Raw genomic sequence first — 25,616 nt, 5'->3', positions numbered from 1 at the left:
GAGAAGGGAAGGGGGTTGCTGAAGCGGAAGGAACTACCCGAACGCCTGCCGCACGCGCCGGGCCAGATCGAACAGCATCTGGTTCTGCTTCACCAGCCGCTTGCCGTGGCTCAGCGATGACATCGCCATCGCGGCGAGCTTGCCGCGCGAGGTCAGGGGCACGAAGCTGTCGAAGATCTCTTCGTCGTCCTTGCAGAACATCCGCTTGTAATCGTCCGAGCCGATGCCGAGGTCGAGCGAGCGGTAGCCGCGCTCGCCGTAGCGATCGATGATGTAGCGCATCAGGATCAGGCCGGGGCTGTAGCGGGCGTGCTCGGACATCGTGTAGGTGTTGAACATCATCGAGAAGCGCTGGCCGTCGGCGACCCCGGCATAGATCGCGATGACCTCCTCGTCGCACTCGAGCGCGTGGATGTCGATGACGCGGCCTTCGCCGCGCGGCGCCAGGCAGGCGCTGCGGATGAACTGTTCGACGCCGGGCTCGGCAAAGACGTTCGGGAGCTTCTGCTCCGCCATCCGCGCCGGCTTGACGCGGAAGAACCAGTCGAGCAGGCGGGTGATGTCGGCGTCGGTGGTGGCGAGGTGATAGCGATAGCCGGCGAGGGCCTGGAGCTTCTTTTCCTTGCTCTTGAGGCGGCGGCGAAGGGAATTGCTGATGCGCGAGGCCGGCGGTCCGCCCGGCTCCATCACCAGCTGCGGACAGCCGTTGATCGCGCTCTGTCGCGGCCACAGCGCAAACGGGTTCTGCTGGTCGTGCCAGCGCAGCGGCTGCTGCGTCAGCGCGAGCACGTCGACATGTTCGCGCAGCGGGGCCAGCAGCGCCTCGAGATCGGCGATGGCGGTCTGCGCGGCGCACGCGGCGTCCCACAGACCCATGTTGAAGGTCGTGTGCTTGCCGCCCATGAAGCAGGCCGTGCGCACACCGTGGCTTTGGCGCAGCGAGAGCGGCAGCAGCAGCAGCGGCTTGTGATCGGCGTCGCGGGCGATCACGACGAAGGGGCGGGCGCCTTCGCGCGCGCCGACCAGGCGCTGCCAGGGGCTCAGCAGATCAAACCGCTGATAGGGCGTGAAGAGGTGGCCGGGCTCCTCGAGGCTGCGCCAGGCCGCTTCAGTGGCGTCGAGATCGGCGACGATGTCGACCTGCGCGATACGGCTCGCTTTCGACCGCGCTGGCGCTTCTGCCGTCCGGCTTTGCATCGCCGCAGCCATGGTCATTCGCGAAACCTGTCGAGAAATCAGAAATATGCGTAATTCGGCCTGTGGCCGACCTTTGCAAAGAAATGTCAACAAAGGGTAAGGACAATGGGAGCGGGAACGGGCGCCCGCGGGCGCGAGGATGGGGATATTGGCTTCCGACGACAGATGGCTGGAACGGCTGCGCCTCGAGCTGGCCTGGTTCACCGGCCGGGCCGCGCTGGGCAGCCGCGGTGCGGGCGCCATCCTGCGCCTCGAAAGGGTGCGGCCGCGGCGGCACGGCGGGTTTCAGCCGCTGCGCGCGCACGAGATCACGCCGCAATTCCTCGACCGCGCCATTCACGCGCTGAAGCGCTGGGGCTACGATTTCATCGGCATGGATGAAGTCTGCCGGCGCGCGGTGACATTGCCGGAGCAGCGGCGTTTCGTGGCGCTCACCTTCGACGGTGCGCATAAGGATCTCATCGACTTCGCCTATCCGGTGTTGGCGCATCACGCCGTGCCCTTCACGATCTACGTGCCCACCGCGTTTCCCGACGGCGTCGGACAGGCCTGGTGGCTCGGGCTCGAACAGGTGATCGCGCGCGAGAGCCGCATCAGCCTGATGATGGGCGAGAAGGAGCAGCGCTTCAACGTGGCTGATCGCGCCGAAAAGCAGGCGCTGTTTTCGCATCTGGAGAGCTGGTTGCGCTCGCTGTCGCCGGCGGATCTGTCGGCGGTGATCGCCGATCTCTGCACGCGCTACCGGGTCGACCTCGCCGCGCTCTCGCGCGAGGCGTCGATGGACTGGGAGGATCTGGCGAAGCTCGCTGCCGATCCGCTCGTCACGATCGGCAGTGCGACCGTGAACTATCCCGTCCTAGCCAACATGAAGGACGCTGCCGCGCTGCGCGAGATGAATATGGGCAAGGCGGTGGCGGAAGCCGCTTTCCGCCGCGATGTCGGGCATTTCGCCTTTCCGTTCGGCGATCGCACCTCGTTCCGGCGCAGCCATGTCATCATGGCGGAAGAGGCCGGCTTTGCCAGCGCGGTGTCGACCATCCCGGGCATCGTGGATGCGGAGGGGCGGACCAATCTGCGCGCGCTGCCGCGGATCTCCTGGGACGGTCGTGTACGCTCGCTGCGCATGCTGCGCGTGCTGGTGTCGGGCGTCGCCTTTGCGCCGGTGAAGCCGACCGGCAGCGCTAGCGACCGGACTTGACGCGATCCGGCCGCTGCATCCAGCTCACGATCGGCATTGCCGGCAGCACCCAGCCCATGCCCACGACCACGTAGTAGATCGCCTGCCGCCAGCTGGACTCGGCAATCCACGGCATCTGTGCCGCGGCCATGCCGAGCAGGGCCCAGACCGTGGCCAGCACCAGGAGCAGGATGGCGCCGAGGAACTTGCGGGTGCGGATATTCATGGCGAACGTGGGCGGCTTTCGCGTAACTTGCGCTGCGGGAGCGGGGGACTATAAGGGGCACGCAGTCCGGTTCAAGCCTCTTAAGTTCAAGCCCTGGTTTTAGCCCCTGAAATGACGACGAATTCCGTTCCGACCAACCCGCATCGCGCCGTGCGCTGGTGGCTGATCTCGGTCGCCGCGTTGATTGCGTTGATGGTGCTGGTCGGCGGCGCGACCCGGCTGACGGAATCCGGCCTGTCGATCGTCGAATGGAAGCCGGTCACGGGCAGCGTGCCGCCGCTGTCGGAGGCGCAGTGGACCGAGGCGTTCGAGGCCTACAAGAAGATCCCGCAATATCGCGAGCTCAATGCCGGCATGAGCCTGTCGCAGTTCAAGGAGATCTTCTGGTGGGAATGGAGCCACCGCTTGCTCGGCCGCTTCATCGGCGTCGCCTATCTCCTGCCATTCCTGTTCTTCCTCTGGCGTGGCGGTCTCTCCGGTGAGTTGAAGCGCCGGCTCTGGTTGCTGTTCGCGCTTGGCGGCCTGCAGGGCGCAGTGGGCTGGTGGATGGTCGCCTCGGGCCTGACGGAACGGGTCGAGGTGTCGCAATATCGGCTGGCGACGCATCTCTTGCTCGCGCTGCTGATCTTCGCCGGCATCGTCTGGACGGTGCGGCGGCTCAAGGAGCGGCCGCAGATCGCAGCCCCGGCACGGCTGCGCTTCACGAGCGCGCTGCTTCTGGTCGTGACGCTGGTGCAGATCTATTTCGGCGCGCTGGTCGCGGGCCTGCGCGCCGGCCGCGCCTACAACACCTGGCCGCAGATCGACGGCGCATTCATTCCCTCGGCCGAGCGGCTGTGGTTCGAGACGCCGTGGTGGCGCAACATGTTCGACAATGTTCTGACGGTGCAGTTCGAGCACCGCATGACCGCCTATGCACTGTTCGTGCTGGCGCTGCTGCACGCGATCGACGCGGTGCGCTCGCGCGCAGGCGCTGCCGCGGGCGGCGCGCTGTGGCTGTTCGCGGCGGTGAGCGTCCAGGCGGTGCTCGGCATCCTCACGCTGCTCAACCAGGTGCCGATCGATCTCGCGCTGTCGCACCAGGCGGTCGCGATCGCCGTGCTGACGCTTGCTGTGATGCAGGTGGAACGGCTTGCGTCGCGGCAGTCCGCGCAGGCGCAGCCGCGCGCGGTTCCGGTTAGCCAGGCCGGCTGATCAGGTTAGCAATAGCCGTAGATGCCGCACGCGTAGGGCAGCCGCCAGAAATAATCGACCTGCTTCCCGCCGTAATACGCGCCCTGATAGTCGTAATCCCAGGGGCGGCCGTAATAGCCCGGCAGCGTGTGCGACCCCGGCAGCAGCGGGGTGCCCGGCAGGTTGCGGATGTAGCTGCCGACGCCATAGGCCGGTGAGATCAGCGCATCCGGATCGGTCTCGACCCAAACCTTGGGCGGCTCTTGCTGCGCGGCGGCTCGCCGCTTCGGCGTGGCCGGCAAGTCAGCAGCGATCGCGCTTGAAACCGTCAGCATCGCGGCAAGGGCAGGCACCATCCAGCGCAGCATCGTCGGCTCCGAATCAAAAGGGCGATCCAACGACGATGTATGGGGCAGATATGGTTAATGATCGTTAACTGACGGTCGCCGAAGCGGCCGTCGGGCGCGCGTGAGCAACGGAATTCCGTAGCCCGGATGAAGCGAAGCGCAATCCGGGCTACGAGAGGAACCTAAGCCCCCAGCGCCTGTTCCAGGTCCGCGATCAGGTCTTCCTTGTCCTCGATGCCGATCGAGAGCCGCACCACGTCAGGACCGGCGCCGGACTTCACCTTGGCGGCGTCGTCGAGCTGGCTGTGCGTGGTCGAGGCCGGGTGGATCACCAGCGAGCGGGTATCGCCGACATTGGCGAGGTGCGAGAACAGCTGCAGCTTCGACACCAAATTGACGCCGGCGTCATAGCCGCCCTTCAGGCTGAAGGTGAACACGGCGCCCGCACCCTTCGGCGCGTATTTGCGGGCGAGCTGGTTGTACTTGTCGCTTGGCAGGCCCGCATAGCTCACCGAGGCCACTGCCGGATGTCCCGCGAGAAATTCGGCGACCGCTTTCGCATTGTCGCAATGCTTCTGCATGCGCAGCGGCAGCGTCTCGATGCCGGTCAGGATCATGAAGGCGTTGAAGGGCGACAGCGCGGGGCCGAGATCGCGCAGGCCCAGCACGCGGCAGGCAATCGCGAAGGCGAAATTGCCAAAGGTCTCCTGCAGGCGGATGCCGTGATATTCGGGCCGCGGCTCCGACAGCATCGGATATTTGCCACCCGTGGACCAGTCGAAGGTGCCGGCATCGACGATGATGCCGCCGAGCGAATTGCCGTGACCGCCCAGGAATTTCGTCAGCGAGTGCACGACGATGTCGGCGCCGTGGTCGATCGGGCGGATCAGATAGGGCGAGGCCAGCGTGTTGTCCACGATCAGCGGCACACCCGCTTTCCGCGCCACCGTCGAGATCGCCTCGATGTCGGTGATGCTGCCGGCGGGATTGGCGATGGACTCGATGAAGATGGCTTTCGTGCGCGGCGTCACCGCACGCTCGAAGCTCGCGATGTCATCGGGATCGGCCCACACCACGTTCCAGCCGAAGCTCTTGAAGGCGTGCGTGAACTGGTTGATCGAGCCGCCATAGAGCTTTCGTGCGGCGATGAACTCGTCGCCGGGCTGCAGCAATTGCTGGAGCACCACGACCTGGGCAGCATGGCCCGAGGCCACCGCCAGCGCGGCCGTGCCGCCTTCGAGGGCCGCGACGCGCTCTTCCAGCACCGCGTTGGTCGGGTTGCCGATGCGGGTATAGATGTTGCCGAATGCCTGCAGGCCGAACAGCGAGGCGGCGTGGTCGGCGTCGTTGAAGACGAACGAGGTCGTTTGATAGATCGGAGTCGCGCGCGCGCCGGTGGTCGGGTCGGGCTGTGCACCGGCATGCACGGCGAGGGTTGAAAATCCCGGAAGGCGATCGCTCATTGAGGGCGTCCTGTTCTTGTGGCCTGAAAATCGCGCGGCATGCTGATCGGCGCCGCGCTCGCCGTCAAGGCACGACGTCAGATCGGAATGATCTTGCTACGCATTGTCGCGTTCGCGAAATGAATCCTTCGCGATTGCGTCAGCTTTGCTCGCTCTTGTTTTTGGCGGCCCGATCCGAGGCTGCGGTGTCGCCGCCGCCGACACTCATCCGATTGAGGGATAGCCGCATGCCTTGCGTTGGCGCGGGCGCGCGCTTGGAGCTGAGCGTGCGCGAATTCACGCCCATCCAGGAGATCTCGGAAGACAGGCGGCCATATTCGATCTTGGGGCAGCGGTTCATCACCACCTTGATACCGACGGATTCCGCCTTCGCCGCCGCGGCGTCGTCACGCGCGCCGAGCTGCATCCAGATCACCTTGGGCAGCGGATCGAGCGTGAGCGCCTCTTCGACCACGGGCATGATGTGGCTGGAGTTGCGGAAGATGTCGATCATGTCGACGGGGCGGCCGATGTCCGACAACGAGGCGACGAAGGGCTTTCCGAGCAGCTCCTTGCCGACATGGCCAGGATTGATCGGGATCATGTCGTAGCCGCGCTGCGCCAGATATTTGAACGCGAAATAGCTCGGCCGCACGTTGACCGGCGAGGCGCCGACCATCGCGATCGACTTCACGCTGTTGAGGATGCCGCGGATGTAATTGTCAGGATAGGCGTCGTGGTTCATTTTCGTCTTTTTCTTTTTGTCACTCATCCCGCCATGTCGGCGCGCGCTTCTCGATGAACGCGCCGATGCCTTCCTCGGCGTCGCGTGCCATCATGTTCTCGGTCATCACCTCTGCCGCATAGCGATAGGCGTCCGCAAGGCTCATCTCGACCTGGCGGTAGAACGCCTCCTTGCCGAGCTTGACGGTGTAGGCAGATTTCAGCGCGACCTGCTGCGCGAGCTCGATCGCGGCACCAAGCTCGGTACCGGCCGGCACCACGCGGTTGACGAGGCCGATCTCGCGGGCGCGCTCGGCCGTTACAGGCTCTCCCGTCAGCAGCATCTCCATGGCCTGCTTGCGTGAGACGTTGCGCGACAGCGCCACCATCGGGGTCGAGCAGAACAGGCCGATGTCGACGCCGGGCGTGGCGAACTTCGCGTCCTCCGACGCGATCGCAAGATCGCAGCTGGCGACGAGCTGGCAGCCGGCCGCGGTCGCGATGCCCTGGACGGAGGCGACCACGGGTTTCGGCAGATGCACGATCGCCTGCATCATCGCGCTGCAGGCATTCATCATCTCGGCGAAGAAGGCGCGGCCGCGATCGGGATCGGTGCGGCGCGCGGTGAGTTCCTTCATGTCGTGGCCGGCCGAGAAGGCAGGGCCGTTGGCCGCGATCACGACGCCGCGGACCGCCTTGTCGTCGCGGATCTCGTCGAGCTCTGCATGCAGGCTGGCGATCATCGCCGCCGACAGGCTGTTGCGCGCGGCGGGCCGGTTCAGCGTCAGGACCGCGATGGGACCTACGGTCTCGCGCAGCAGGATCGGCGGTTGCGGGGAGGGGGCGCGGGCAGCCTTGACGGACATTGACGCGATTTCCGCTAAATGATTGCAATTGGATGACGCAGATAACTTAATGTAACAGGGCAAGCGAAGCGAGGGTGGGAAACGGCATGGCGTCAGCGAAAATGAGCGTGGCAGAGGTCGAGCAGTTCCTCCGTCACGAATTCCCCCAGGCCTTCAGCGGCGACGACATTACAATCGAAAGCGCCGACGGCCAGACCTGCCTCTTGCGGCAGCGCTACAGCGAAAGGATGCTGCGGCCGGGCGGCACCGTGTCCGGCCCGACGCTGATGGCGCTGGCCGATTTCGCCATGTACGTGGTGCTGCTGTCCGCGATCGGGCCGGTTGGGCTCGCCGTGACCACCAATCTCAACATCAACTTCCTGCGCAAGGGCCAGCCCGGCCAGGACGTGCTGGCCGAGGCGCGCCTGCTCAAGCTCGGCAAGCGCCTGGCGGTCGGGGAGGTGAAGCTGCTGTCCGGCACCTCGCCCGATCCGATCGCCCATGTCACCTCGACCTATTCCATTCCAACTATTTGAGCTTTTCGCAGGTAATATAGCACCATATTTTTAATCTATTGATATTGCGGCATTAATTTCCGTCTACGGGCATTGACCGTTGCGCGTCTCTTCTCTAGAAAACCGCGCAGTCCGGCGCGGTGTTCGCGCCGATGCTCCCCGTCCACGGAAACTCTGACATGAAAACCTTTTCGGCAAAGCCGGCTGAGGTGACGAAGAAGTGGGTGCTGATCGACGCCAAGGGTCTGGTCGTCGGCCGCCTCGCCACCATCGTCGCCATGCGCCTGCGCGGCAAGCACCTCCCGACCTACACCCCGCACGTTGATTGCGGCGACAACGTCATCATCATCAACGCGCAGCATGCGGTCCTCACCGGTCGCAAGCGCGAGCAGAAGACCTATTACAAGCACACCGGCTATGTCGGCCACGTCAAGGAGCGCACCGCGCGCCAGATCCTCGAGGGCAAGCATCCCGAGCGCGTGCTCGAGAAGGCCGTCGAGCGCATGATCCCGCGTGGCCCGCTCGGTCGCGTGCAGATGGGCAACCTCCGTGTCTACGGCGGGGCCGATCATCCGCACGAGGCGCAGCAGCCCGAGAAGATCGACATCGCCAAGTTGAACCGCAAGAACACGAGGGCCGCATAACATGGCCGAATCCATCCAGTCGCTCGACCAGCTCTCGCAGCTCAAGACGGCGGCGGCGCCCGATGCGCCCAAGCACGAGAAGAAGGTCGACAAGTTCAATCGCGCCTATGCCACCGGCAAGCGCAAGGACGCGGTCGCCCGCGTGTGGATCAAGCCGGGCGCCGGCAAGGTCACCGTCAACTCGCGCGAGGTCGAGGTCTATTTCGCCCGTCCCGTGCTGCGCATGATGATCGAACAGCCGTTCTCGGTGGCCCAGCGTTCGGGCCAGTACGACGTGATCTGCACGGTTGCCGGCGGCGGCCTGTCCGGCCAGGCCGGCGCAGTCCGTCACGGCATCTCCAAGGCGCTCACTTACTTCGAGCCGGAGCTGCGCTCCGTGCTCAAGAAGGGCGGCTTCCTGACCCGCGACTCGCGCGTGGTCGAGCGCAAGAAGTACGGCAAGGCCAAGGCCCGCCGGTCCTTCCAGTTCTCGAAGCGTTAATCGCTTCGGTCACATTCGCCGCGAAAGCGGCTTCAATGAGATGCAAAAGGGCGCTGATTTCAGCGCCCTTTTTGCTGTTCGTTTGTACGCAAATTGATGACGTGTTTCCGGAAAACTTAGGCGTCCGTGAAAACCTGAATGGAACTCGCCGCACCTAGCGTTGCCTTCGGAAGGGCGCGCAAATCGGATGTGCCGATCGCGTAACTGCTATGTTCTAGAGGGGGCCGACATGATGTCGCTCGATAGCATCACGCTCTATTTGGTCGCCACCATGGTCGCCGCACTGCTCGGCGCCATGATGGTGTTTTTCGGCAAGCAGGAGAACAGCCCCGCGCTGAAATGGTGGGGCACCGCCTATCTGCTCGGTGCCGCCTCCGTTGCGTTATGGACTGCGGCCGGCGACAAGCTGGGCCCGCATCTCTATCTCGCGTTAAATGCGGTCGGCTTCGTAGCCTGCGGCATGGTGTGGAATGCGGCGCGGGTCTTTCACGGCCGCAAGCCGAATTGGCCGGGCCTCGTGCTCGGCGCGCTGGCCTGGGTCGCCACCGTCACGCTGCTCGATCCCGCGGCGTCCATGCTGCGCATGATCGCCGGTGCCGGCATCGTCTCGGTCTATGCGGCGCTGACCGCCAGCGAGCTCTGGACCGAGCGGCGCAAGAGCCAGCAGCGCCGCTGGGCGGCCTTCGTCGTGCCGGTGATGCACGGCTGCGTGTTGATGCTGCCGATCCTGATCGGCAGCTTCCTCCGCCCGCATGATGCGGGCTTCTCCTCGAGCATCTGGGTCACCGTGTTCGCGGTCGAGCTCATCCTTTATGCCGTCGGCACCGTCTTCGTGATCTTCATGCTGGTGTCCGAGCGCACGGTGACTGCGCACCGGACCGCCGCGTCGACCGATCCGCTGACCGGCATGCTCAACCGCCGCGGCTTCTCGGAAGCCTGCGGCCGCGTCATCGAGCGCGAGGCCAAGGCCGGACGTCCCGTGACCGTCATGATCTTCGACATCGATCATTTCAAGTCGATCAACGATCGCTTCGGCCATCCCGCCGGCGACGAGATGCTGAAGCTGTTCTCGACCGTCGTCGTCAGCAATCTGCGCATCACCGACCTGTCGGGCCGCATCGGCGGCGAGGAATTCGCAGCGCTCCTGCCGTGCTCGCTGGAGGAGGGCGTGCTGGTCGCCGAGCGCGTGCGCGAGGCGTTCGAGACCTCCGGGGTCGTGGTCGACGAAGGTCCGGTCGACACCACGGTCAGCATCGGCGTCGCCGGTGGGCCGGCCGGCACCGAGCTCGAGGTGCTGCTGGCCTCGGCCGACACCGCGCTCTACCAGGCCAAGCGCGGCGGCCGTAACCGGGTCGAGGCGGCGGAGGAGCTGCCGTTGTCGCTGGAGAACTGGCGCCGCCAGAGCGCCGCGCGGACCGCTGCGCCACAGGCGCGGCCGGCCACCGCCTGAGGCACAGAGGCGGTACCCGCGGTAATGCCCTGTTTACCATTCGATCCCTACCATTGCGGTCATGGAATCGATCCGTCGACAGAACCCGCAAGCCGCCCTGATGTCGCTCGAAGCCGCTGCGGCCTCGGCACGCAGCGGTTTCGCCTGCCTGTTCTCGACCGCGGATGAATATGAGAGCGCGCTGATCACCGAGCGCCGCGCGCAGGGACGCTACGCGCAGAGCCGCCGCAGCTACTGGCCGCTCGCGCTGTTCGTCGGTTGCGCCCTCATCGTGGCGGGTACGGTCCTGCTGCTGGTCTGAGAGAGCTGCGTTTTTGAGCCGACCAGGGCGCCGTTCGGCGCCTTTTTCTTTGTCGCCGGCTGCGCTAGACACGCCCATCGAACAAAAATGGGTGGAAACCGATGATCACCGAGATCGCGCAAATCGACGTCAAGCCGGGCAGCGAAAAGGACTTTGAGGCCGCCGTCGCCAAGGCCAAGGCCGCCTTCGGCCGCTCCAAGGGGTTTCACGGCTTCGAATTGCACAAATCGATCGAGAAGCCGCAGCGCTACCGGCTGATGGTGAAATGGGCGACGCTGGAAAACCACACCGTCGATTTCCGCGGCTCGGAGAATTTCACCGAATGGCGCGGCCTCGTCGGCCAGTATTTCGCCGCGCCCCCGGAGGTCGAGCACACCGAGACCGTTCTGACGACTTGAGGATCACGCCGTCTCGGCGAGCGGCGGCGCCTCATACGTCTTGAAATGGTCGATCATGACCTTGGCGATGGCGACCAGCGGCAGCGCCAGCGCCAGGCCCCAGATGCCGAACACGACGCCGAGCACGATCTGGAACGCGAACAGCGTGGCCGGCGGGATGTCCAGCGCCTGCCGCTGCAGGATCGGCGTCAGCACATAGCTCTCCATGGCGTGCACGCCCATGAACAGCAGAAAGGCCGACAGCGCCGGGATCCAGCCCGAGGCGAGGCTCGCCAGCACCACGATGACGCCGGCGATGATGGCCCCGACGGTCGGGATGAAGGCGAGCAGGCCGGCCTGAATTCCCAGGATGAACGAGCCGGGAATGCCGATGAGGGCAAGCCCGATCCAGGTCACCACGCCGACCGCGAGCATGACGATGATCTGCGCGATCAGCCAGCGCTCGAGCGTCTCGGCGATGCGGTCGATGATGAGGGTGACGCGGGTGCGGTGCCTGGTTGGCGCCAGGAACAAGAGGCCGTCGTGATAGACGGCGGGCTGGGCGGCGAAGGCGAAGCCCAGGAACAGCACGATGAAGATGTTGCCGACACCGTGGATGGTGCCGAGCAGCAGCTTGAAGGTCTGGCTCACGATCGCACCGCCGCTGGAGGCCAGCGCGCCCGCGCCGGGAAGGGCACCGCGCGAGGGCGTCGCCGGCGCGGGCGTCGTCTCCGCCGGCGCCGTGGTCGCGGAATCGGCTGCGCCGTTGCCGAGATCGAAGAAGCTGGTATCGATGCCGTGGCTGTCGAGGAAGGACCTGACATTGGCGAGCTGCGACTTGAGGGTCTTGCTCAGCAGCGAAGCCTGCTCGGCAATGGTGGCGCCGCCGAGATAGGCGATGCCGGCGAGCATCAAAGCGAGCGCGACGCAGACGATCGCGAGCCGCACCGCATGGGGCAGGGGCACGCGGCGGCCGAGCGCGATCGTCAGCGCGTTGAGGCCGAGACCCAGCAGCATGCCGGTGAAGATCAGCAGCAGGGTGGCGGCGAAATACCAGGTGAAGGCGAGCAGCGCGGTGAACAGCACGACGCCGATGCCCCCGACCGAAATCGCCCAAGCCTGATCTCGAGCAAGGTCGCCGCGGGTCCGGGAGCGTTCATCTTGGGACATGGTCACATCGGGGTCCTTTTCAGCGCAAGGCGCGCCGCACTCTCTCGATAAACGCAGCTGCGATCAAGACCGCGTCAACGCGCTGGTTTGACGGCGGCGCGCTGACGGTGCAGAGCGGTGAGGGCAACAATGGGGGCGGTTTGAGCTTCATCAGCAAATGGGCGGGTCTGCTCGGGCTTCTGGCCGTGATCGTGATCGGCGACCAGATCCGGATCAACCGGCCCGGCCACAAATATCGCCTCACGGTCGAGGTGACGACGCCTGAGGGCATCAAGACCGGGTCCGGCATTCTCGCCGTCGTGCCCGACCGCAACTATAACCGCGGTGGCCGTACCACGATGCGCGGGGAGGCGGTGTTCGTCGATCTCGGCGGCAAAGGCAAAAATCTGGTGGCCTTGCTGGCGCATCGGCAGGACGCCAGGCTGGATTTCGACGACATCAACTATGTCGCGCTCCGTGCCTACGGCGCCGCGCGTGGCAATCGCGTCTCGTTCAGCGATATCCACCGGCAGGCCGGAATCGTTCCGGTGCAGGGCGACCTCGTTCCGGTGCTCGTGAGTTTTGGCGATCCCAACGATCCCACGACCGCGCGTCCCGTTGCCGGCGACCATGCGAAGGCGGTCCTGGGCGAGGGCTATGCGATGCGTGGTCTTAACGCCGAGATCGTGCCCAACGGGTTTTGGCCGATTGATTTCGGCGGGGCGCTCGGCGAGCCCGTGACGCGCGGCATCGACGCCAAGCTGCCCTGGCTGGCCGCGCCCGGCGATGGCGCGGCAACCGCCCTGAAGGCCGCCGGCCTGCCCGCGGGAGGCGAGGCCAGGGAGGCATTTACGCGAAAATAGCATTGCCGTCCCGCGATCCCTTCTGTTGAATTTGTTCCATCGGAGGGGCATGTTTGGGGAATCTTCTTTCGGAGAGGCGCGGAACGACAGATGAGAAAGCCGGTCGTCGGCGTGATCGGGAATTCCCATCGCGTCGAAAATCGATTTCAGGTCCAGATGGTGGGCGAGCGCAATTTGCGCGCCGTGGCCGAGGTCTCCGGCGGCTTGCCGGTGATGTTCGCTGGAGCCCCCGATATCACCGATATCGCGGCCCTGCTCGACACAGTGGACGGCATCATCCTCACCGGCGCCCGGGCCAACGTGCACCCGACCCGTTTCAACGTCGACCCCTGCGAGAAGCACGAGCCCTATGACATCCACCGCGACGAGGTGGCACTGGCGCTCTCGGTCGCCTGCGTTGCCCGCGGCATTCCGCTGTTCGGCATCTGCCGCGGCCTGCAGGAGATGAACGTCGCCTTCGGCGGCTCGCTGCATCCCGAGATCCGCGAAATTCCCGGCCGCATGAACCACCGCATGCCCAGGCTCGAGAACGGCGAGATCCATCCCGACCCGACCGTCGTGTTCGCCGACCGCCACGACGTCGACCTGACGCCGGGCGGGGCGTTCGCAAGGCTTCTCGGCTGCGAGAAGATCAGGGTCAATTCGCTGCATGGGCAGGGCATCCTCGAGCCCGGCAAGCGCGTGCTGATCGAGGGCATCGCCGAGGACGGCACCATCGAGGCGATCCGCATCGCGGAGGCCCCGACCTTTGCGCTCGGCGTGCAATGGCACGCCGAATACGATCCCCAGCACAATCCGATCAACCGCAAGCTGTTCGAGGCGTTCGGCGAAGCGCTGCTCGCGCGGCAGAAGGCGGCGGCGTAACGCATCTCGCGCTCGTGCGTCCCGGACGCGCTGCAGCGCGCTTGCGCTGCTGCGTCTTTCGGATTTCAGCCCGGCCTTCCATTCGCTGCATTTCCGCTTATGCTCGTCAGCACCGAAAGGTCTGCGCTCGGGGAGATGACGATGGTTTCTCCAAACAGAGTTGGCGCGATTCCAATCGCGGCTACGGTCCTTTACCTCGCAGCGGCTCAGGCGGTGGCACAAACCCTGCCTTCAAATGCTCCGACCAAGGAGCAGCTCGCCAACGACAACAATCTCTTCATCACTCTGGCAAAAAAGGCGCTGCGGTGGGAGGAGCCGGCCGAACCGGTCAGCATCGTCGGTCCGATCCATTTCGTCGGCACCAAGGGCCTCGGCGTCTTTCTCTTCACGACCGCCGAGGGCCACATCCTGATGAATACCGGAATGCCTTCGTCGGGACCCATGATCTTGGACTCCGTTCGCAAGCTCGGCTTCAAGCCGGAAGACATCAAGCTCATGATCAACGGCCACGCTCACGCGGATCATGCCGGCGCCTTCGCCTGGCTCAAGGAGCGGCTCGGGGCCGAACTCGCCGTCATGAAGGACGACGTCGCGGCGATGGAGAGCGGCGATGCCGACGACTTCAAATACGGCAATGATCTCACCTATCCGGGCGTAAAGGTCGATCGCGTCCTGCGCGATGGTGAAACCATCAAGATGGCGACGTGCTGCTGACCGCTTACCACACGCCGGGCCATACCAGGGGCGCGACGACCTGGATCGCCAACCTCGTGGTCGACGGGAAGCCTTTCATCGTCGCCTTTCCGGACGGCGCCGGCTTCAATCCCGGTTACCGACTGGCGAAGAATCCATCCTATCCCGGCATTGCCGACGATTATCGCCGGACTCATCATGCCCTGGAAATGCTCAAGCCCGACATCTGGCTGGCGCAGCACAACGAATACTACGACCTCGAAGGCAAGCGGGAGCGCGCCAAAACGGACGGCGTGAAAGCCTGGGTCGATCCGGAGGGATATCGCCGCTTCATCGCCGGCAAGAAGCGGGCCTTCGAGGACGAAGTCGACGAGGAAATGGGCGCTGCAAAGGGAGGCGGTAAATGAGCCGCGTGGCCTGTCTTTCTCTGCTGCTGCTGGCAGTCCCCGCCGTCGCCGCCGAAAGCGCGGGCAACGCGCCCAGGATGGTCGATGTGCACAATTTCATTCGCGCCGAGACCGATCTCTATTTCCGCAAGGCTGCCATGGATGACGGCGCCTTCGGCAAGCTCCGGCACCGTCGAGCGGTGGCATCGATCGACAAGCAGGACGTCGTACGCATGAACCGCGACACGCTCTATTCATCCGGCGTGTTCGATCTCGACGCCGCGCCGGTCACGATCACGCTGCCGGACGCCGGCAGGCGGTTCATGTCGATGCAGGTGATCTCGGAGGATCATTACACGACGGATGTCGTCTACGGTCCGGGCACGTTCGCCTATTCAAAGGACAGGGTGGGAACGCGCTACGTCTACGTCATCGTCCGCACGCTCGTGGACTCTGAAAGCCCTCAGGACGTGAAGGCTGCGAACGTCATCCAGGACGCCATCAAGGTCGAGCAGGCGTCCGCTGGAAAGTTCGAGGTGCCCCGTTGGGACAAGGCGTCCCAGGACAAGGCGCGCGGCGCTCTCGAAGTGCTCGGCTCGTTGGGCGGCGTTGTCGACCGGTTCGGCAGGAAGGACGAGGTCGACCCGTTCGATCATCTCATCGGCACCGCGATCGGATGGGGTGGCAACCCGCGCAGAGCCGCCGACTATCAGAGCTATTATCCGCCGCAAAACGACGGCAAGGGCGTGTATCGACTGACCCTGAAGAACGTGCCGGTCGACGGTTTCTGGTCAGTCAGCCTCTACAACGACAAAGGCTTCTTCCAGAAGAATGCGCTGGGCGCATATTCGTTGAACAACCTCACCGCAACGCCCGATCCAAGCGGCGCCGTCGTGATTCAGTTCGGCGGCTGCGATAAGGCGACGCCGAACTGCCTTCCAATCATGAAAGGCTGGAATTACACGATACGGCTCTACCGTCCGCGGCAGGAAATCCTCGACGGAAGCTGGAAGCCACCGCCGCCGGAGCGCGCATCGTAGCTTACCCCGCAGCCTTGGCGCAATTTCGTTTCCAATCCGAGGTGGACCGCGCTCCTCGCCGACTCGTAGAAGTGGGGCCTGAATTGCGTTATCCCAATGCCAGGATTCACTTTATCGGACAGACTGGCGCGATCGGTTGGCCGACTCAATTGGAGTCTCCATCTCAAGACAAGGATTGGTCATGAGCAGGCCTGTGAAGACTGAAAGCGAACTGATCGCCATGGCGAAGGCCGAGCTGAAGGTCCATGCCGACTGTCCCGATGGCATGATCATTTCCGTTCTCCGCGACGGTCGTTCTTGGGAGTCTCGAGCCAGCGCAGACAAGGCCACCTCGGATCGGCCGGGCTACCCTGAATCCGTCGCCATGCTCGTCCAGATCGGCGACCACCTCTGCAAGCAGTACGACGTCGAGGATTAGTCGCGCCTGCGCGGGTCGGGGCAGGGCCTCCGGGCACCACCTTTGCCGGCAGCCATTTCACGTCGACGCGCATTAAGCACTGCGACCTTCTCTCGGACCAACCGCCGATTTTTTTGTTGACCCGGAATTGCCTCACGGTAAATGTGGGCCCGCTTCACGCGGCGGGTAAGACCTTAAGGTGTCTTGCCAAAAACCGACAACAAGAACGGGCGGAAGCATCAGGAGGGGTCAGCTAGCTCCCGCGCAGAAGTGGAAGGTTGCAGCAGCAGCGCCATGGTCTTGCTCGCTTGGGAGGTGGTGCTCAGCGAGCGGGGACAAGGCATCGATGCGCCCATTGTTGGCGATAAGTACGGCTATCGACTGGCTGAACGAAAAGGTCGGCAACGTCTGCAACATTCTGGTTCTCGCGGCCTGCGTGGTCAGCGCTGCCAATGCGATGATCCGGTATGCCTTCAGCTACAGCTCCAACGGCTGGCTCGAGACGCAGTGGTATATGTTCGCCGTCGTCGTGATGTTCGGCTCGTCCTACACCTTCAAGCGCAACGAGCATGTCCGCGTTGAAATCCTCTACCTCATGCTGTCCGAACGCGGCCAACTCTGGCTCGACTTGATCGGGACTTTGGTTTTCCTCGTCCCGGCCTGTCTGCTCCTCAGCTACCTCTCGTGGTCGATGTTCTACAACTCAATCATCATCGGCGAAATGTCCAATAATGCCGGCGGTCTCCTCCGGTGGCCGATCAAGTTCGTTCTGACGTCGGGATTTTTCATGGTGGCGTTGCAAGGCGTCTCGGAAGTCATCAAACGCATGGCGGCCTTGCGCGGCGAAGTCACCATCGATGCGAAATATGAGCGGCCGACCCAATGATCACGATTGAGATGATGCCGCCGCTGATGTTCGGCGGCCTGGTCGTGGCCATGCTGATCGGATATCCGGTCGCCTTCACGCTGGCCGCTCTCGGCCTTTCCTTCGGATTTCTCGCGATCCACGAAGGGTTTTTCGGGTTCAGCTTCCTGCAGGCGATCCCGGAGCGCATCTACGGCAGCGTTCTGGCCAACGAGTTGCTGCTGGCCATTCCCTTCTTCACGTTCATGGGCTCGATCCTCGAACGATGCGGCCTCGCCGAGGATATGCTGGATTCGATGGGGCAGTTGTTCGGCCCCATTCGCGGCGGCCTCGGTTATTCCGTGATCATCGTCGGCTTCATCCTCGGTGCCATCACGGGCACCGTGGCGGCGCAGGTGATCGCGATGGCGCTGATCTCGATGCCGGTGATGATCCGCTACGGCTACAACATGCGCTACATCACCGGCGTGCTCGCGGCGTCCGGCACCATCACCCAGCTGGTGCCCCCTTCGCTGGTCCTGATCGTGCTCGCGGACCAGCTCGGGAAGTCGGTCGGCGACATGTATCTGGGCGCCTGGGGTCCGTCGATCCTCCAGATCGCGCTGTTCGCGGGCTACACTTTTGCTCTGAGCGTGATCAAGCCGAGCCACGTTCCGGCGGTGCCGAAGGAAGCAAGGACGCTCGCGGGCTGGGCGCTCTGGCGCAAATGCCTGTTGGGCATCATTCCCTCCGCCGTTCTGATCTTCGTGGTGCTCGGCACCATGATGCTGGGCCTTGCCACGCCCACCGAGGCAGGCGCGGTGGGCGCGGTCGGCGCGATCGTGCTCGCCGTCGTCCATCACAAGGATTTCAGCTCGGCCGGACACAAGATACTGCTCATCGGCGTCGCGGCCGCGGGTGTCGGCACCATCATCGGCATCTATTTCACGCCAAATCTGGTGTTCAAGATCGCCTTCGCGATCGCCTATCTCGCGGTCGCCTGGGTCTGCATCGAGGCGATCAGGATTCCGGACCTGCGCATCCTGGTCAAGCAAGGCTACGAGACCACCATGCGCATCACCTGCATGGTGACGTTCATCCTGATCGGATCGACCTGCTTCTCGATCGTCTTTCTGGGTTGCAACGGCGGTGTCTGGCTGGAGCACATGCTGACATCGCTGCCGGGAGGCGTCTGGGGCTTCCTGATCTTCATGAACCTCTTCATTTTCTTCATCGCGTTCTTCCTCGATTTCTTCGAGATCGCATTCATCATCATTCCGATGATTGCGCCGATCGCGCAGAAGCTGCTCACGCCCGTCGTCGGCGCGGACGCCGCCTTGATCTGGTTCGGCGTCATGCTCTGCGTCAACATGCAGACCTCGTTCCTGCATCCTCCCTTCGGCTTTGCCCTGTTCTACCTGCGGGGTGTGGCGCCGAAGGAGGTCAAGAGCTCGGACATCTATTGGGGCGCGATGCCATGGATCGGCCTGCAGGCGGTCATGGTTGCGGTCGTCATCGCATTCCCGATCACCGTCACCGGGCTGTTGGACGCTCCCAGGAAGGTGGATCTGGACAAGATCAAGATCGAGATTCCGGATATCGAGCTGCCGCCGCCGCTCGACTTCGGCCAGCCCAAGACTTGAGGAAAGTCTGCCTGGAGACAGGCATCACCCCGCGAGCTTTACGACATAGGCGTCGATAAGGTCGGGATAACCCTTGAGACGCAGACTGCGCCGCTCGGCCGCCATGCCGGTCGATGCGTCGCCCCAGACCGCCGAGCTGATGACCATCTCGCCGCCTTTTGCCGCTGCCACCAGACGTGCGCAGAAATTCATGGGGTCTCCGAGCGCGGCAAACTGGTAGTTGCCGTCCTCCACACCGATCGAGCCGACAAAGGTCCTGCCCGTATGCACGCCAACGCCGATGGAGAGCCAGGGGCCGGCGGGATCGTCATGGCCGGTCGCGCGCAGAAGCGCGAGCCCGGCCTTGACCGCGAGCTGGCGGTAGTCGCTGCCCGAAATACCGGGTGGAAAAATTCCGATCACCTCGTCGCCGACCATCTTGTCGACCACGGCATCGGTCGCCGCGAACACGTGGGTCGCCACGCGGAAGAAACGCTGCATCAGCGCGGCAAATTCCGTTGGGCCGATGCGGGCAGCAAGCTCGGTCGATCCGCGTACGTCGGCATAGAGCATTGCGATCTCGATCTCGGCGCCGCCGCGCTCCTTGGCGAGCACTGTCTCGCACTGCTCGCAGATGTGCGGATTGCGCCGCCACGGCCGAAAGCCGGCAAGCCGCAAGGCCGGCGCCGTGAAGCCGTCGAAACCGACGCAACAGAGCCGGCAGCGGTTGTCCGCGGTCGGCGACAGCATGCGCATCACCGCGCGGCCGCGGCGGAGCGAGGGGTGCTCGCCGGCCAGCATCTGCTGCCAGAACGCGTTGCGATCTCGTTCGTCCCTGGGGTCCGACATCTAACTTCTCGTTCGATCGCCTGAAGTTAGTCTCGTCCATCCTAGTCCGTGGGCGGCAAGCCGGCAACGAGCCTTGTGCGCCATCGCGGTGGCTCAGTTGCTCGCGATCTGCGATTGCCTCAGCGGGCTGCGATGATGTGCAGTTGTACCGAACCGACCGAGTAGCTACCTTCTCGCATGGTTCTCAAGTTCGGAATTGCATGCAGATGATACGCAGCCTGATTGCCACGACCTCCTTTCTGCTCGTCTGTTCCGTACATGCCCAAACCGCGCCGCCGCAGGAAGGCGCCATCACCTGCGTCACGCCCGTGGCACCCGACGACACCGAACGGAGCCTGAAACAGCGCTACGGCAAGGACGCCGTGGTGCAGCAGCTGCCCGGCGCCGAAGGCGAGACCTACAAGGGCGTCGTGCTGTTCCCGAAGGCGCGGGACCGCCGCATCGAGATCGCCTTCACCGACGACAAGGCCGGCCGCGCCTCCGGCTTGACCTTGCGCGACGCAGGGAAGACCAGCCTGTGGACCATCGCTGGCATCACGATCGGATCGAGCCTTGCCGACGTGCAGAAGGCCAACGGCAAGCCGTTCCTCGTCAGCGGCTTCGAATGGGACTATGGCGGCTTCGTCACCGACTGGAAAGGCGGCGCGCTTGCGCGTCCGATGCAAGGCGGCTGTCGGGTGACGATCCGCTTCGGCGGCAAGAGTGGCGCGCCCAGGTCGCTGTCCGGCGACGGCGTGAAGGCAGCATCCGACAACGCGGCGCTGGTGAAATGGGCCCCCGTCGTGACCGAGATCGGCGTGAATTTTCCGGACAAGTAGGATGTGAGCGCGTAGGGCGGATGAGCCGAAGGCGTAATCCGCCGTCTTGACTCGAACGCCGTGCATTTGGCGTAAACCAATCGGTAGGAATTGGTCCGGCCTGATTTTTGCGGCTCTGATTTGTTCTTTGAGAACGAAGTGGAGTCAGATGCAGAACGAAAGCTGACGGATCCGACTCGCAAGATCTGTCCTACGCCGTCCGCTCCATTCGCCGCGCGCGATAGGCCTGCGGTGACATCAGGGTCAATTTCCGGAACGCCTTGCGAAAGCTGCTTTCGTCCTCGTAGCCCGTCGTGCGCGCGATGGTCTTGACCGGCTGCGTCGTCGTCTCCAGCAGCGTGCGCGCGTGCTCGACGCGGCGGCGCATGATGAAGGCTTGCGGCGGCTCGTGCGTGAGCTCCTGAAACTTCCGGTTCAGCGTGCGCTCGCTGAGGCCGAGCGCGCCGGCAAGGCGCTTGACGGTCATCGGAGCCTTGCCGGTGCGGCGAACCAGGAGGTCCGCCCTGGTCAGCAGCGGGTCCTGCGAGAGCAGATAGCCGACCGGCATGAAGATCGACTGGGTGCGCTGGGCCGTGTCGATCACGACGTAGTCCGCGCATAGTTTTGCGATCTCCTTGCCTTCGACCATCGCGATCAGCTTGAGCAGGAGATCGACCCACGACATCGGGCCGGCCGCGCAGACGATGCGGTCAGCCACGGTGATGACGGCGTCGGCGGCGAGGTCGATGCTGGGATGACGCTGCCGCAATTCGCCCTGCAGCCACCAGGTGATGGTGGCGCGGCGGTGGTCGAGCAGGCCGGCGCCGGCCAGCAGGAATACGCCGCTGCAGAATGCGCCGATCAGTCGGCCGTTCGCGTGCTGCTGCCGGAGCCAGGCGCCGGCCCGGGCATATTGCGGTTGCAGCCGCGCCGCCGTGACGTGATCGACGAGATTGCCGGGGACGAGGATCGCATCGAAGCGAGCGCGCTGTCCGATCGCGCCATCGACCGCAATCACCTGGCCGCCGCCGGCGCGCACCGGCCTGCCGTCGAGCGAGAGCGTCTGCCAGCTGAAGCGGGGTTTTGCGCCGCTCTGCTGCATGACGTGATTGGCGAGCGACAGGATGTCGGCGACGCCGGCGATCGCCGAATGCATGCAGCCTTCCACGGCCAGAATTGCGAGCTTCATGAGACCTCCAGATGGGACGCCTCGATCCTATCCGGTCGGCGCGCGGCGATGTGGCGGAAATTGCCCGATCTCTGTCTTATCCGCCACTGCCTTGGCGGTCGCGTTCGGGTCACTCTGCCGTCGTCGTCACACGACATGATTGGAGAAAGACATGCCTTACGTCACAATTTCCACCGTCCGCGGTATCCTGGACGCCGCGCAGAAGAAGCAGCTGCTCGAACGCGTCACCGACCTCCTGGTCGAGGGGCAGGGCAGTGCGGACTTCCGCCGCAACGTCTGGGTCCGGATCGAGGAGCAGGAGCCCACGCACTGGTCGCTCGGCGGCATGCAGCCGACCGCCGAGATCATTGCCGGCACGTTCGGTGCGATCGGCGCGGACGGACTGCGGCTTGCGCGGCCGAAGCCGTAATTGCCTGGGCGGGTAGGGCGGAGCGGGGCGCATCTCGACACGACCGGCGAGATGATGTCTGGCAAGGACCTTACCCGCGCTACGTGTGCCGCCCATCTTCGGCCCCATTGCGCGGTTTCGAATAGCCTGCCGGGGACAGCAGGAGGATATTCGATGATCAGCGACGCCGTCACATCAGCCCCTCACCGGCCTGGCCGGATATCGGGACTTGCCATTCCACTGCTGGCCTTCGCGCTCTGGTCCGGCTGCATCGGCGCGGCAGCGCTGGCCGCCGAGCCGGGCAAGGATGCTCCGGCTGGCGGCCTGCCGCGCATTCTCGTGCTTGCGACGGGCGGCACCATCGCAGGCCAGGCCGACGCGCGCGCGACCGGCGCCTACAAATCCGGCCAGATCACGGGCGAGCAGCTGATGCAATCGGTGCCGGGCCTGGACAAGCTGGCGAAGCTCAACGCCGAGCAGATCTCGTCGATCGGGTCCCAGGACATGAACGACAAGGTATGGTTCGCGCTGGCCCGCCGCATCCAGGATGCTTTCGACAAGAACGAAGCGGACGGCATCGTCATCACCCATGGCACCGACACGCTGGAGGAGACCGCGTTCTTCCTCGACAATGTGGTGCGCGGCGACAAGCCGGTGGTGATCGTCGGCTCGATGCGGCCGGCCACGGCAGTCAGCGCCGATGGCCCCGGCAATCTCTACGAAGCCGTGCAGGTCGCCGCCGATCCGCGCTCGCGCGGGCGCGGCGTCATGGCCGTGCTGAACGACAAGATCCAGGGCGCGCGCTCGGTCACCAAGACCAACACCACCAGCATCGAGACGTTCAGCTCCGCCAATGACGGCCCTGTCGGCTATGTCGACACCGCCGGCGGCATCCGGTTCATGACCCAGGCCGCGAGCCTCAGGCGCGCGACCTATCCGCTGCCGGCGGGCGAGCAATTGCCGCGCGTCGCGATTGTCTACTCGCACGCCAATATGGACGCCGTCCCGATCGAGGACGCCATTGCGCACGGCGCCAAGGGCATCGTGCTGGCCGGTGTCGGCGACGGCAACACCTCGAAGCCGGCGCTCGATGCGCTCGAGGCGGCGGCGAAGAAGGGCATCATCGTGGTTCGCTCCACGCGGGTTCGTTCCGGCTTCGTCACGAGGAATGTCGAGGTCGACGACGACAAGAACGGTTTTGTGGTGTCCGAGGACCTCAATCCGCAGAAGGCCCGCGTACTCACTCAATTGCTGATCGCGGGCGGCGTCACCGCGCCGGCCGAGCTGCAGAAGGCGTTCACGGCGACGTGGTGAGGGGACGTAACGCGTAGGGTGGGTTGGCCGAAGGCGTAACCCACCATCGCTCGCATCCGAAAAGACAGAAGAGGGCCCAAACGAAAAGGCGCTCCTTTCAGAGCGCCTTTTGCTTGTCGCAGAAAGTCCGGGCCGCTTAGCCCGAATAATACATCTCGAACTCGACCGGGTGCGGGGTCATTTCGAAGCGGGCGACTTCGGTCATCTTCAGCTCGATATAGGCGTCGATGAAGTCGTCGTCGAACACGCCGCCGGCCTTGAGGAAGCCGCGGTCCTTGTCGAGGTTCTCAAGCGCCTCGCGGAGCGAGCCGCAAACGGTCGGGATCTGCTTCAGCTCTTCCTTCGGCAGGTCGTAGAGGTCCTTGTCCATCGCCGGACCCGGATCGATCTTGTTCTTGATGCCGTCGAGGCCGGCCATCAGCATCGCGGCGAAGCCGAGATAGGGATTGGCCATCGGATCGGGGAAGCGCACCTCGACACGCTTGGCCTTCGGCGAAGCGGTGTAGGGAATGCGGCAGGAGGCCGAGCGGTTGCGCGCGGAGTAGGCGAGCAGCACGGGGGCCTCGTAGCCCGGGACCAGACGCTTGTAGGAGTTGGTCGACGGGTTGGTGAAGGCGTTGATCGCCTTGGCGTGCTTGATGATGCCGCCGATGTAGTGCAGGCAGGTCTCCGACAGGTCGGCGTATTTGTTGCCGGCGAACACCGGCTTGCCGTCCTTCCAGATCGACTGGTGCACGTGCATGCCCGAGCCGTTGTCGCCGAAGATCGGCTTCGGCATGAAGGTGGCGGTCTTGCCGTAGATGTGCGCGACCTGGTGGATGCAGTATTTGTAGATCTGCATGTGGTCGGCCATCAGCGTCAGCGTGTCGAACTTCATGCCGAGCTCGTGCTGGGCGGACGCGACCTCGTGGTGGTGCTTCTCGACCTTGACGCCCATCTTGGCCATGGCGCCGAGCATTTCGGAGCGCATGTCCTGCACCGAATCCTGCGGGGGAACGGGGAAGTAGCCGCCCTTGGTGCGGATGCGGTGGCCGAGATTGCCGCCCTCATATTCGGTGTCGGAGTTGGTGGGCAGCTCCGAGGAGTCGAGACGGAAGCCGGTCTTGTAGGGCTCGGCCGAATAGCGCACGTCGTCGAACACGAAGAACTCGGCCTCGGGGCCGACGAACACGCTGTCGCCCACGCCCATCGACTTCACCATGGCTTCCGCCTTCTTGGCGATGCCGCGGGGGTCGCGGTTGTAGGGCTCGCCGGTGGTCGGCTCGAGCACGTCGCAGGTGATGACCATCGTGGTCTCGGCGAAGAACGGGTCGATCGTCGCGGTGACCGGATCGGGCATCAGGCACATGTCGGACTCGTTGATCGCCTTCCAGCCGGCGATCGAGGAGCCGTCGAACATCGTTCCTTCGGCGAAGATGTCTTCATCGATCATGCTGACGTCGAACGTCACATGCTGCCACTTGCCGCGCGGATCGGTGAAGCGCAGGTCGACGTACTTGACGTCGTTGTCCTTGATCGATTTCAGGACGTCTTTGGCGGTCTTCATGCATACCCCTTTTGGCTCTGCGGGTCGGTTTCCAGATGAGCAAAATTATTCTCGCTCGGGCGAGTTTTGCGCGACCGCACAAACGAAATCAGGCCGCCGAAGCAGCCTTCATTCTAGTCGGAGTGTCGCAAAATTCGGGATAGCACCCGGCTCAGATAGCGTCCAGCCCGGATTCGCCGGTTCGGATGCGGATCGCCTCTTCGATGTTGGAGACGAAGATCTTACCGTCGCCGATGCGGCCGGTCTGCGCGGCGCGGCGGATCGCGTCGATGGCGCGCTCGACCAGATCGTCGCCGATCACGATCTCGATCTTCACCTTGGGCAGGAAGTCGACGATGTATTCGGCGCCGCGGTAGAGCTCGGCGTGGCCCTTCTGCCGGCCAAAGCCCTTGGCTTCGGTGACGGTGATGCCCTGAAGGCCGACTTCCTGAAGCGCTTCCTTCACCTCGTCGAGCTTGAATGGCTTGATGATGGCTTCGATTTTCTTCACTGCGCGCCTCCCGGCCTTTCGATCAAATAGCAACGTCTTCGTCAGGATGCGCTTCTCTAACGCACGATCTTGTCTTCGCTATGCCGGGAGTCCTGACCTGTCCGGCAACAACGGCCGGCGACACCCTGATAAACGCCAGTGAGCACGACAAACCGAAGCGGCTTCCTCGAAAGCAGGGTCTATGCCAAGTTGCAAATGCCCTGATTATTGGAGCGTTATCAGCCTTTTAACGAGCATCTCTGAATGGTGGCGCCGATCTGCACAAAATACCCAAGACTACGAAATAG

General features: G+C 64.2%; 30 protein-coding genes. 19 read left to right on the top strand and 11 right to left on the bottom strand.

The features are described 5' to 3' along the window. Window positions 1-33 precede the first annotated feature (33 nt). Window positions 34-1,215, bottom strand: a complete 1,182-nt coding sequence (locus RPS27_RS31395; protein ID WP_212068268.1) for a GNAT family N-acetyltransferase — start codon at window positions 1,213-1,215, stop codon at window positions 34-36. Window positions 1,216-1,345: 130 nt separating this feature from the next. On the opposite strand from RPS27_RS31395, the gene RPS27_RS31390 reads away from it, so the two are divergent. After that, a complete protein-coding gene (locus RPS27_RS31390; protein ID WP_212068267.1) occupies window positions 1,346-2,395 on the top strand; it encodes a polysaccharide deacetylase family protein in 1,050 nt (349 codons plus the stop codon). On the opposite strand, the gene RPS27_RS31385 is transcribed toward RPS27_RS31390, so the two are convergent. Further along, the gene (locus RPS27_RS31385) at window positions 2,379-2,600 is read right to left on the bottom strand and encodes a DUF2842 domain-containing protein (protein ID WP_212068266.1); all 222 of its coding nucleotides are present in this window, start codon (window positions 2,598-2,600) and stop codon (window positions 2,379-2,381) included. The genes RPS27_RS31390 and RPS27_RS31385 overlap by 17 nt on opposite strands. Window positions 2,601-2,711: 111 nt before the next feature. Between RPS27_RS31385 and RPS27_RS31380 the strand changes: the two genes are divergently transcribed. Beyond that, entirely contained in the window at window positions 2,712-3,794 is a 1,083-nt protein-coding gene (locus RPS27_RS31380) for a COX15/CtaA family protein (RefSeq protein WP_313754923.1), read from the top strand. A 5-nt stretch (window positions 3,795-3,799) separates the two neighbouring features. Here RPS27_RS31380 and RPS27_RS31375 read toward each other — a convergent pair whose 3' ends face one another. From RPS27_RS31375 to RPS27_RS31360, 4 genes are all read right to left on the bottom strand, one after another. Then, entirely contained in the window at window positions 3,800-4,141 is a 342-nt protein-coding gene (locus RPS27_RS31375; RefSeq protein WP_194407810.1) for a hypothetical protein, read from the bottom strand. A gap of 161 nt (window positions 4,142-4,302) precedes the next feature. Next, window positions 4,303-5,583, bottom strand: a complete 1,281-nt coding sequence (locus RPS27_RS31370; RefSeq protein ID WP_194407811.1) for an O-acetylhomoserine aminocarboxypropyltransferase — start codon at window positions 5,581-5,583, stop codon at window positions 4,303-4,305. A 139-nt stretch (window positions 5,584-5,722) separates the two neighbouring features. Continuing rightward, entirely contained in the window at window positions 5,723-6,307 is a 585-nt protein-coding gene (locus tag RPS27_RS31365) for a CoA-binding protein (protein ID WP_211416770.1), read from the bottom strand. Window positions 6,308-6,326: 19 nt separating this feature from the next. Further along, window positions 6,327-7,151, bottom strand: a complete 825-nt coding sequence (locus tag RPS27_RS31360; protein ID WP_212068264.1) for an enoyl-CoA hydratase — start codon at window positions 7,149-7,151, stop codon at window positions 6,327-6,329. Window positions 7,152-7,237: 86 nt separating this feature from the next. On the opposite strand from RPS27_RS31360, the gene RPS27_RS31355 reads away from it, so the two are divergent. From RPS27_RS31355 to RPS27_RS31330, 6 genes are all read left to right on the top strand, one after another. After that, window positions 7,238-7,666 carry a PaaI family thioesterase gene (locus RPS27_RS31355; RefSeq protein ID WP_194407814.1) on the top strand — a complete coding sequence of 143 codons (429 nt, stop codon included), beginning with the start codon at window positions 7,238-7,240 and terminating at the stop codon, window positions 7,664-7,666. Between the two features lie 158 nt (window positions 7,667-7,824). Next, complete coding sequence (rplM, locus tag RPS27_RS31350) at window positions 7,825-8,289, top strand: 50S ribosomal protein L13 (RefSeq protein ID WP_011087726.1); 465 nt, start codon at window positions 7,825-7,827, stop codon at window positions 8,287-8,289. Window position 8,290: 1 nt separating this feature from the next. Then, window positions 8,291-8,770 (top strand): 30S ribosomal protein S9, encoded by a 480-nt coding sequence (gene rpsI / locus RPS27_RS31345; RefSeq protein ID WP_018320095.1) that lies wholly within the window; start codon window positions 8,291-8,293, stop codon window positions 8,768-8,770. Window positions 8,771-8,999: 229 nt separating this feature from the next. Then, entirely contained in the window at window positions 9,000-10,220 is a 1,221-nt protein-coding gene (locus RPS27_RS31340; RefSeq protein ID WP_194407815.1) for a GGDEF domain-containing protein, read from the top strand. A gap of 61 nt (window positions 10,221-10,281) precedes the next feature. Then, complete coding sequence (locus RPS27_RS31335; RefSeq protein WP_211416773.1) at window positions 10,282-10,521, top strand: hypothetical protein; 240 nt, start codon at window positions 10,282-10,284, stop codon at window positions 10,519-10,521. 101 nt (window positions 10,522-10,622) lie between these two features. Further along, the gene (locus tag RPS27_RS31330) at window positions 10,623-10,919 is read left to right on the top strand and encodes an antibiotic biosynthesis monooxygenase family protein (protein ID WP_025036647.1); all 297 of its coding nucleotides are present in this window, start codon (window positions 10,623-10,625) and stop codon (window positions 10,917-10,919) included. A 3-nt stretch (window positions 10,920-10,922) separates the two neighbouring features. Here RPS27_RS31330 and RPS27_RS31325 read toward each other — a convergent pair whose 3' ends face one another. After that, window positions 10,923-12,074, bottom strand: coding sequence for an AI-2E family transporter (locus tag RPS27_RS31325; RefSeq protein ID WP_212068263.1), 1,152 nt, complete (start codon window positions 12,072-12,074; stop codon window positions 10,923-10,925). 134 nt (window positions 12,075-12,208) lie between these two features. On the opposite strand from RPS27_RS31325, the gene RPS27_RS31320 reads away from it, so the two are divergent. From RPS27_RS31320 to RPS27_RS31285, 8 genes are all read left to right on the top strand, one after another. Beyond that, entirely contained in the window at window positions 12,209-12,910 is a 702-nt protein-coding gene (locus RPS27_RS31320; RefSeq protein WP_212068262.1) for a hypothetical protein, read from the top strand. A gap of 90 nt (window positions 12,911-13,000) precedes the next feature. Next, window positions 13,001-13,774 (top strand): gamma-glutamyl-gamma-aminobutyrate hydrolase family protein, encoded by a 774-nt coding sequence (locus RPS27_RS31315; RefSeq protein WP_194407818.1) that lies wholly within the window; start codon window positions 13,001-13,003, stop codon window positions 13,772-13,774. Between the two features lie 141 nt (window positions 13,775-13,915). Beyond that, complete coding sequence (locus RPS27_RS31310) at window positions 13,916-14,488, top strand: MBL fold metallo-hydrolase (protein WP_249132181.1); 573 nt, start codon at window positions 13,916-13,918, stop codon at window positions 14,486-14,488. Beyond that, window positions 14,479-14,874, top strand: a complete 396-nt coding sequence (locus RPS27_RS31305) for a hypothetical protein (protein WP_249132180.1) — start codon at window positions 14,479-14,481, stop codon at window positions 14,872-14,874. The genes RPS27_RS31310 and RPS27_RS31305 overlap by 10 nt, the downstream gene beginning before the upstream one ends. Continuing rightward, the gene (locus RPS27_RS31300) at window positions 14,871-15,893 is read left to right on the top strand and encodes a DUF1254 domain-containing protein (protein ID WP_212068261.1); all 1,023 of its coding nucleotides are present in this window, start codon (window positions 14,871-14,873) and stop codon (window positions 15,891-15,893) included. The genes RPS27_RS31305 and RPS27_RS31300 overlap by 4 nt, the downstream gene beginning before the upstream one ends. Window positions 15,894-16,074: 181 nt before the next feature. Then, entirely contained in the window at window positions 16,075-16,311 is a 237-nt protein-coding gene (locus tag RPS27_RS31295; RefSeq protein ID WP_212068260.1) for a hypothetical protein, read from the top strand. 325 nt (window positions 16,312-16,636) lie between these two features. Beyond that, window positions 16,637-17,176, top strand: coding sequence for a TRAP transporter small permease subunit (locus RPS27_RS31290; RefSeq protein WP_211416777.1), 540 nt, complete (start codon window positions 16,637-16,639; stop codon window positions 17,174-17,176). Continuing rightward, entirely contained in the window at window positions 17,173-18,777 is a 1,605-nt protein-coding gene (locus tag RPS27_RS31285) for a TRAP transporter large permease subunit (protein ID WP_313754922.1), read from the top strand. Before RPS27_RS31290 ends, RPS27_RS31285 begins: the two co-directional genes overlap by 4 nt. A 24-nt stretch (window positions 18,778-18,801) precedes the next feature. Here RPS27_RS31285 and RPS27_RS31280 read toward each other — a convergent pair whose 3' ends face one another. After that, window positions 18,802-19,605: an adenylate/guanylate cyclase domain-containing protein gene (locus RPS27_RS31280; protein WP_211416779.1), complete on the bottom strand. Its 804-nt coding sequence runs from the start codon at window positions 19,603-19,605 to the stop codon at window positions 18,802-18,804. Window positions 19,606-19,805: 200 nt separating this feature from the next. Between RPS27_RS31280 and RPS27_RS31275 the strand changes: the two genes are divergently transcribed. Further along, the gene (locus tag RPS27_RS31275) at window positions 19,806-20,423 is read left to right on the top strand and encodes a hypothetical protein (protein WP_409517581.1); all 618 of its coding nucleotides are present in this window, start codon (window positions 19,806-19,808) and stop codon (window positions 20,421-20,423) included. Between the two features lie 190 nt (window positions 20,424-20,613). Here RPS27_RS31275 and RPS27_RS31270 read toward each other — a convergent pair whose 3' ends face one another. Continuing rightward, window positions 20,614-21,591 (bottom strand): GlxA family transcriptional regulator, encoded by a 978-nt coding sequence (locus RPS27_RS31270; RefSeq protein ID WP_212069038.1) that lies wholly within the window; start codon window positions 21,589-21,591, stop codon window positions 20,614-20,616. Between the two features lie 151 nt (window positions 21,592-21,742). Between RPS27_RS31270 and RPS27_RS31265 the strand changes: the two genes are divergently transcribed. Together RPS27_RS31265 and RPS27_RS31260 are read left to right on the top strand one after the other, a co-directional pair. After that, the gene (locus RPS27_RS31265; RefSeq protein ID WP_212069037.1) at window positions 21,743-22,000 is read left to right on the top strand and encodes a tautomerase family protein; all 258 of its coding nucleotides are present in this window, start codon (window positions 21,743-21,745) and stop codon (window positions 21,998-22,000) included. Between the two features lie 153 nt (window positions 22,001-22,153). After that, window positions 22,154-23,293, top strand: coding sequence for an asparaginase (locus RPS27_RS31260; RefSeq protein ID WP_212069036.1), 1,140 nt, complete (start codon window positions 22,154-22,156; stop codon window positions 23,291-23,293). A 136-nt stretch (window positions 23,294-23,429) separates the two neighbouring features. Here RPS27_RS31260 and glnA read toward each other — a convergent pair whose 3' ends face one another. Next, on the bottom strand, window positions 23,430-24,839 hold the full coding sequence (gene glnA, locus RPS27_RS31255; protein WP_100179304.1) for a type I glutamate--ammonia ligase: 1,410 nt from the start codon (window positions 24,837-24,839) through the stop codon (window positions 23,430-23,432). A 151-nt stretch (window positions 24,840-24,990) separates the two neighbouring features. Next, on the bottom strand, window positions 24,991-25,329 hold the full coding sequence (locus RPS27_RS31250; protein WP_007603495.1) for a P-II family nitrogen regulator: 339 nt from the start codon (window positions 25,327-25,329) through the stop codon (window positions 24,991-24,993). Between the last annotated feature and the right edge of the window lie 287 nt (window positions 25,330-25,616).

Origin of the sequence: Bradyrhizobium sp. WYCCWR 12699 (assembly GCF_032144035.1) — a bacterium.
Lineage (GTDB): Bacteria > Pseudomonadota > Alphaproteobacteria > Rhizobiales > Xanthobacteraceae > Bradyrhizobium.
Note: the sequence above shows the minus strand (reverse complement) of the source record. Positions and strands in the feature narration are given on the sequence as shown.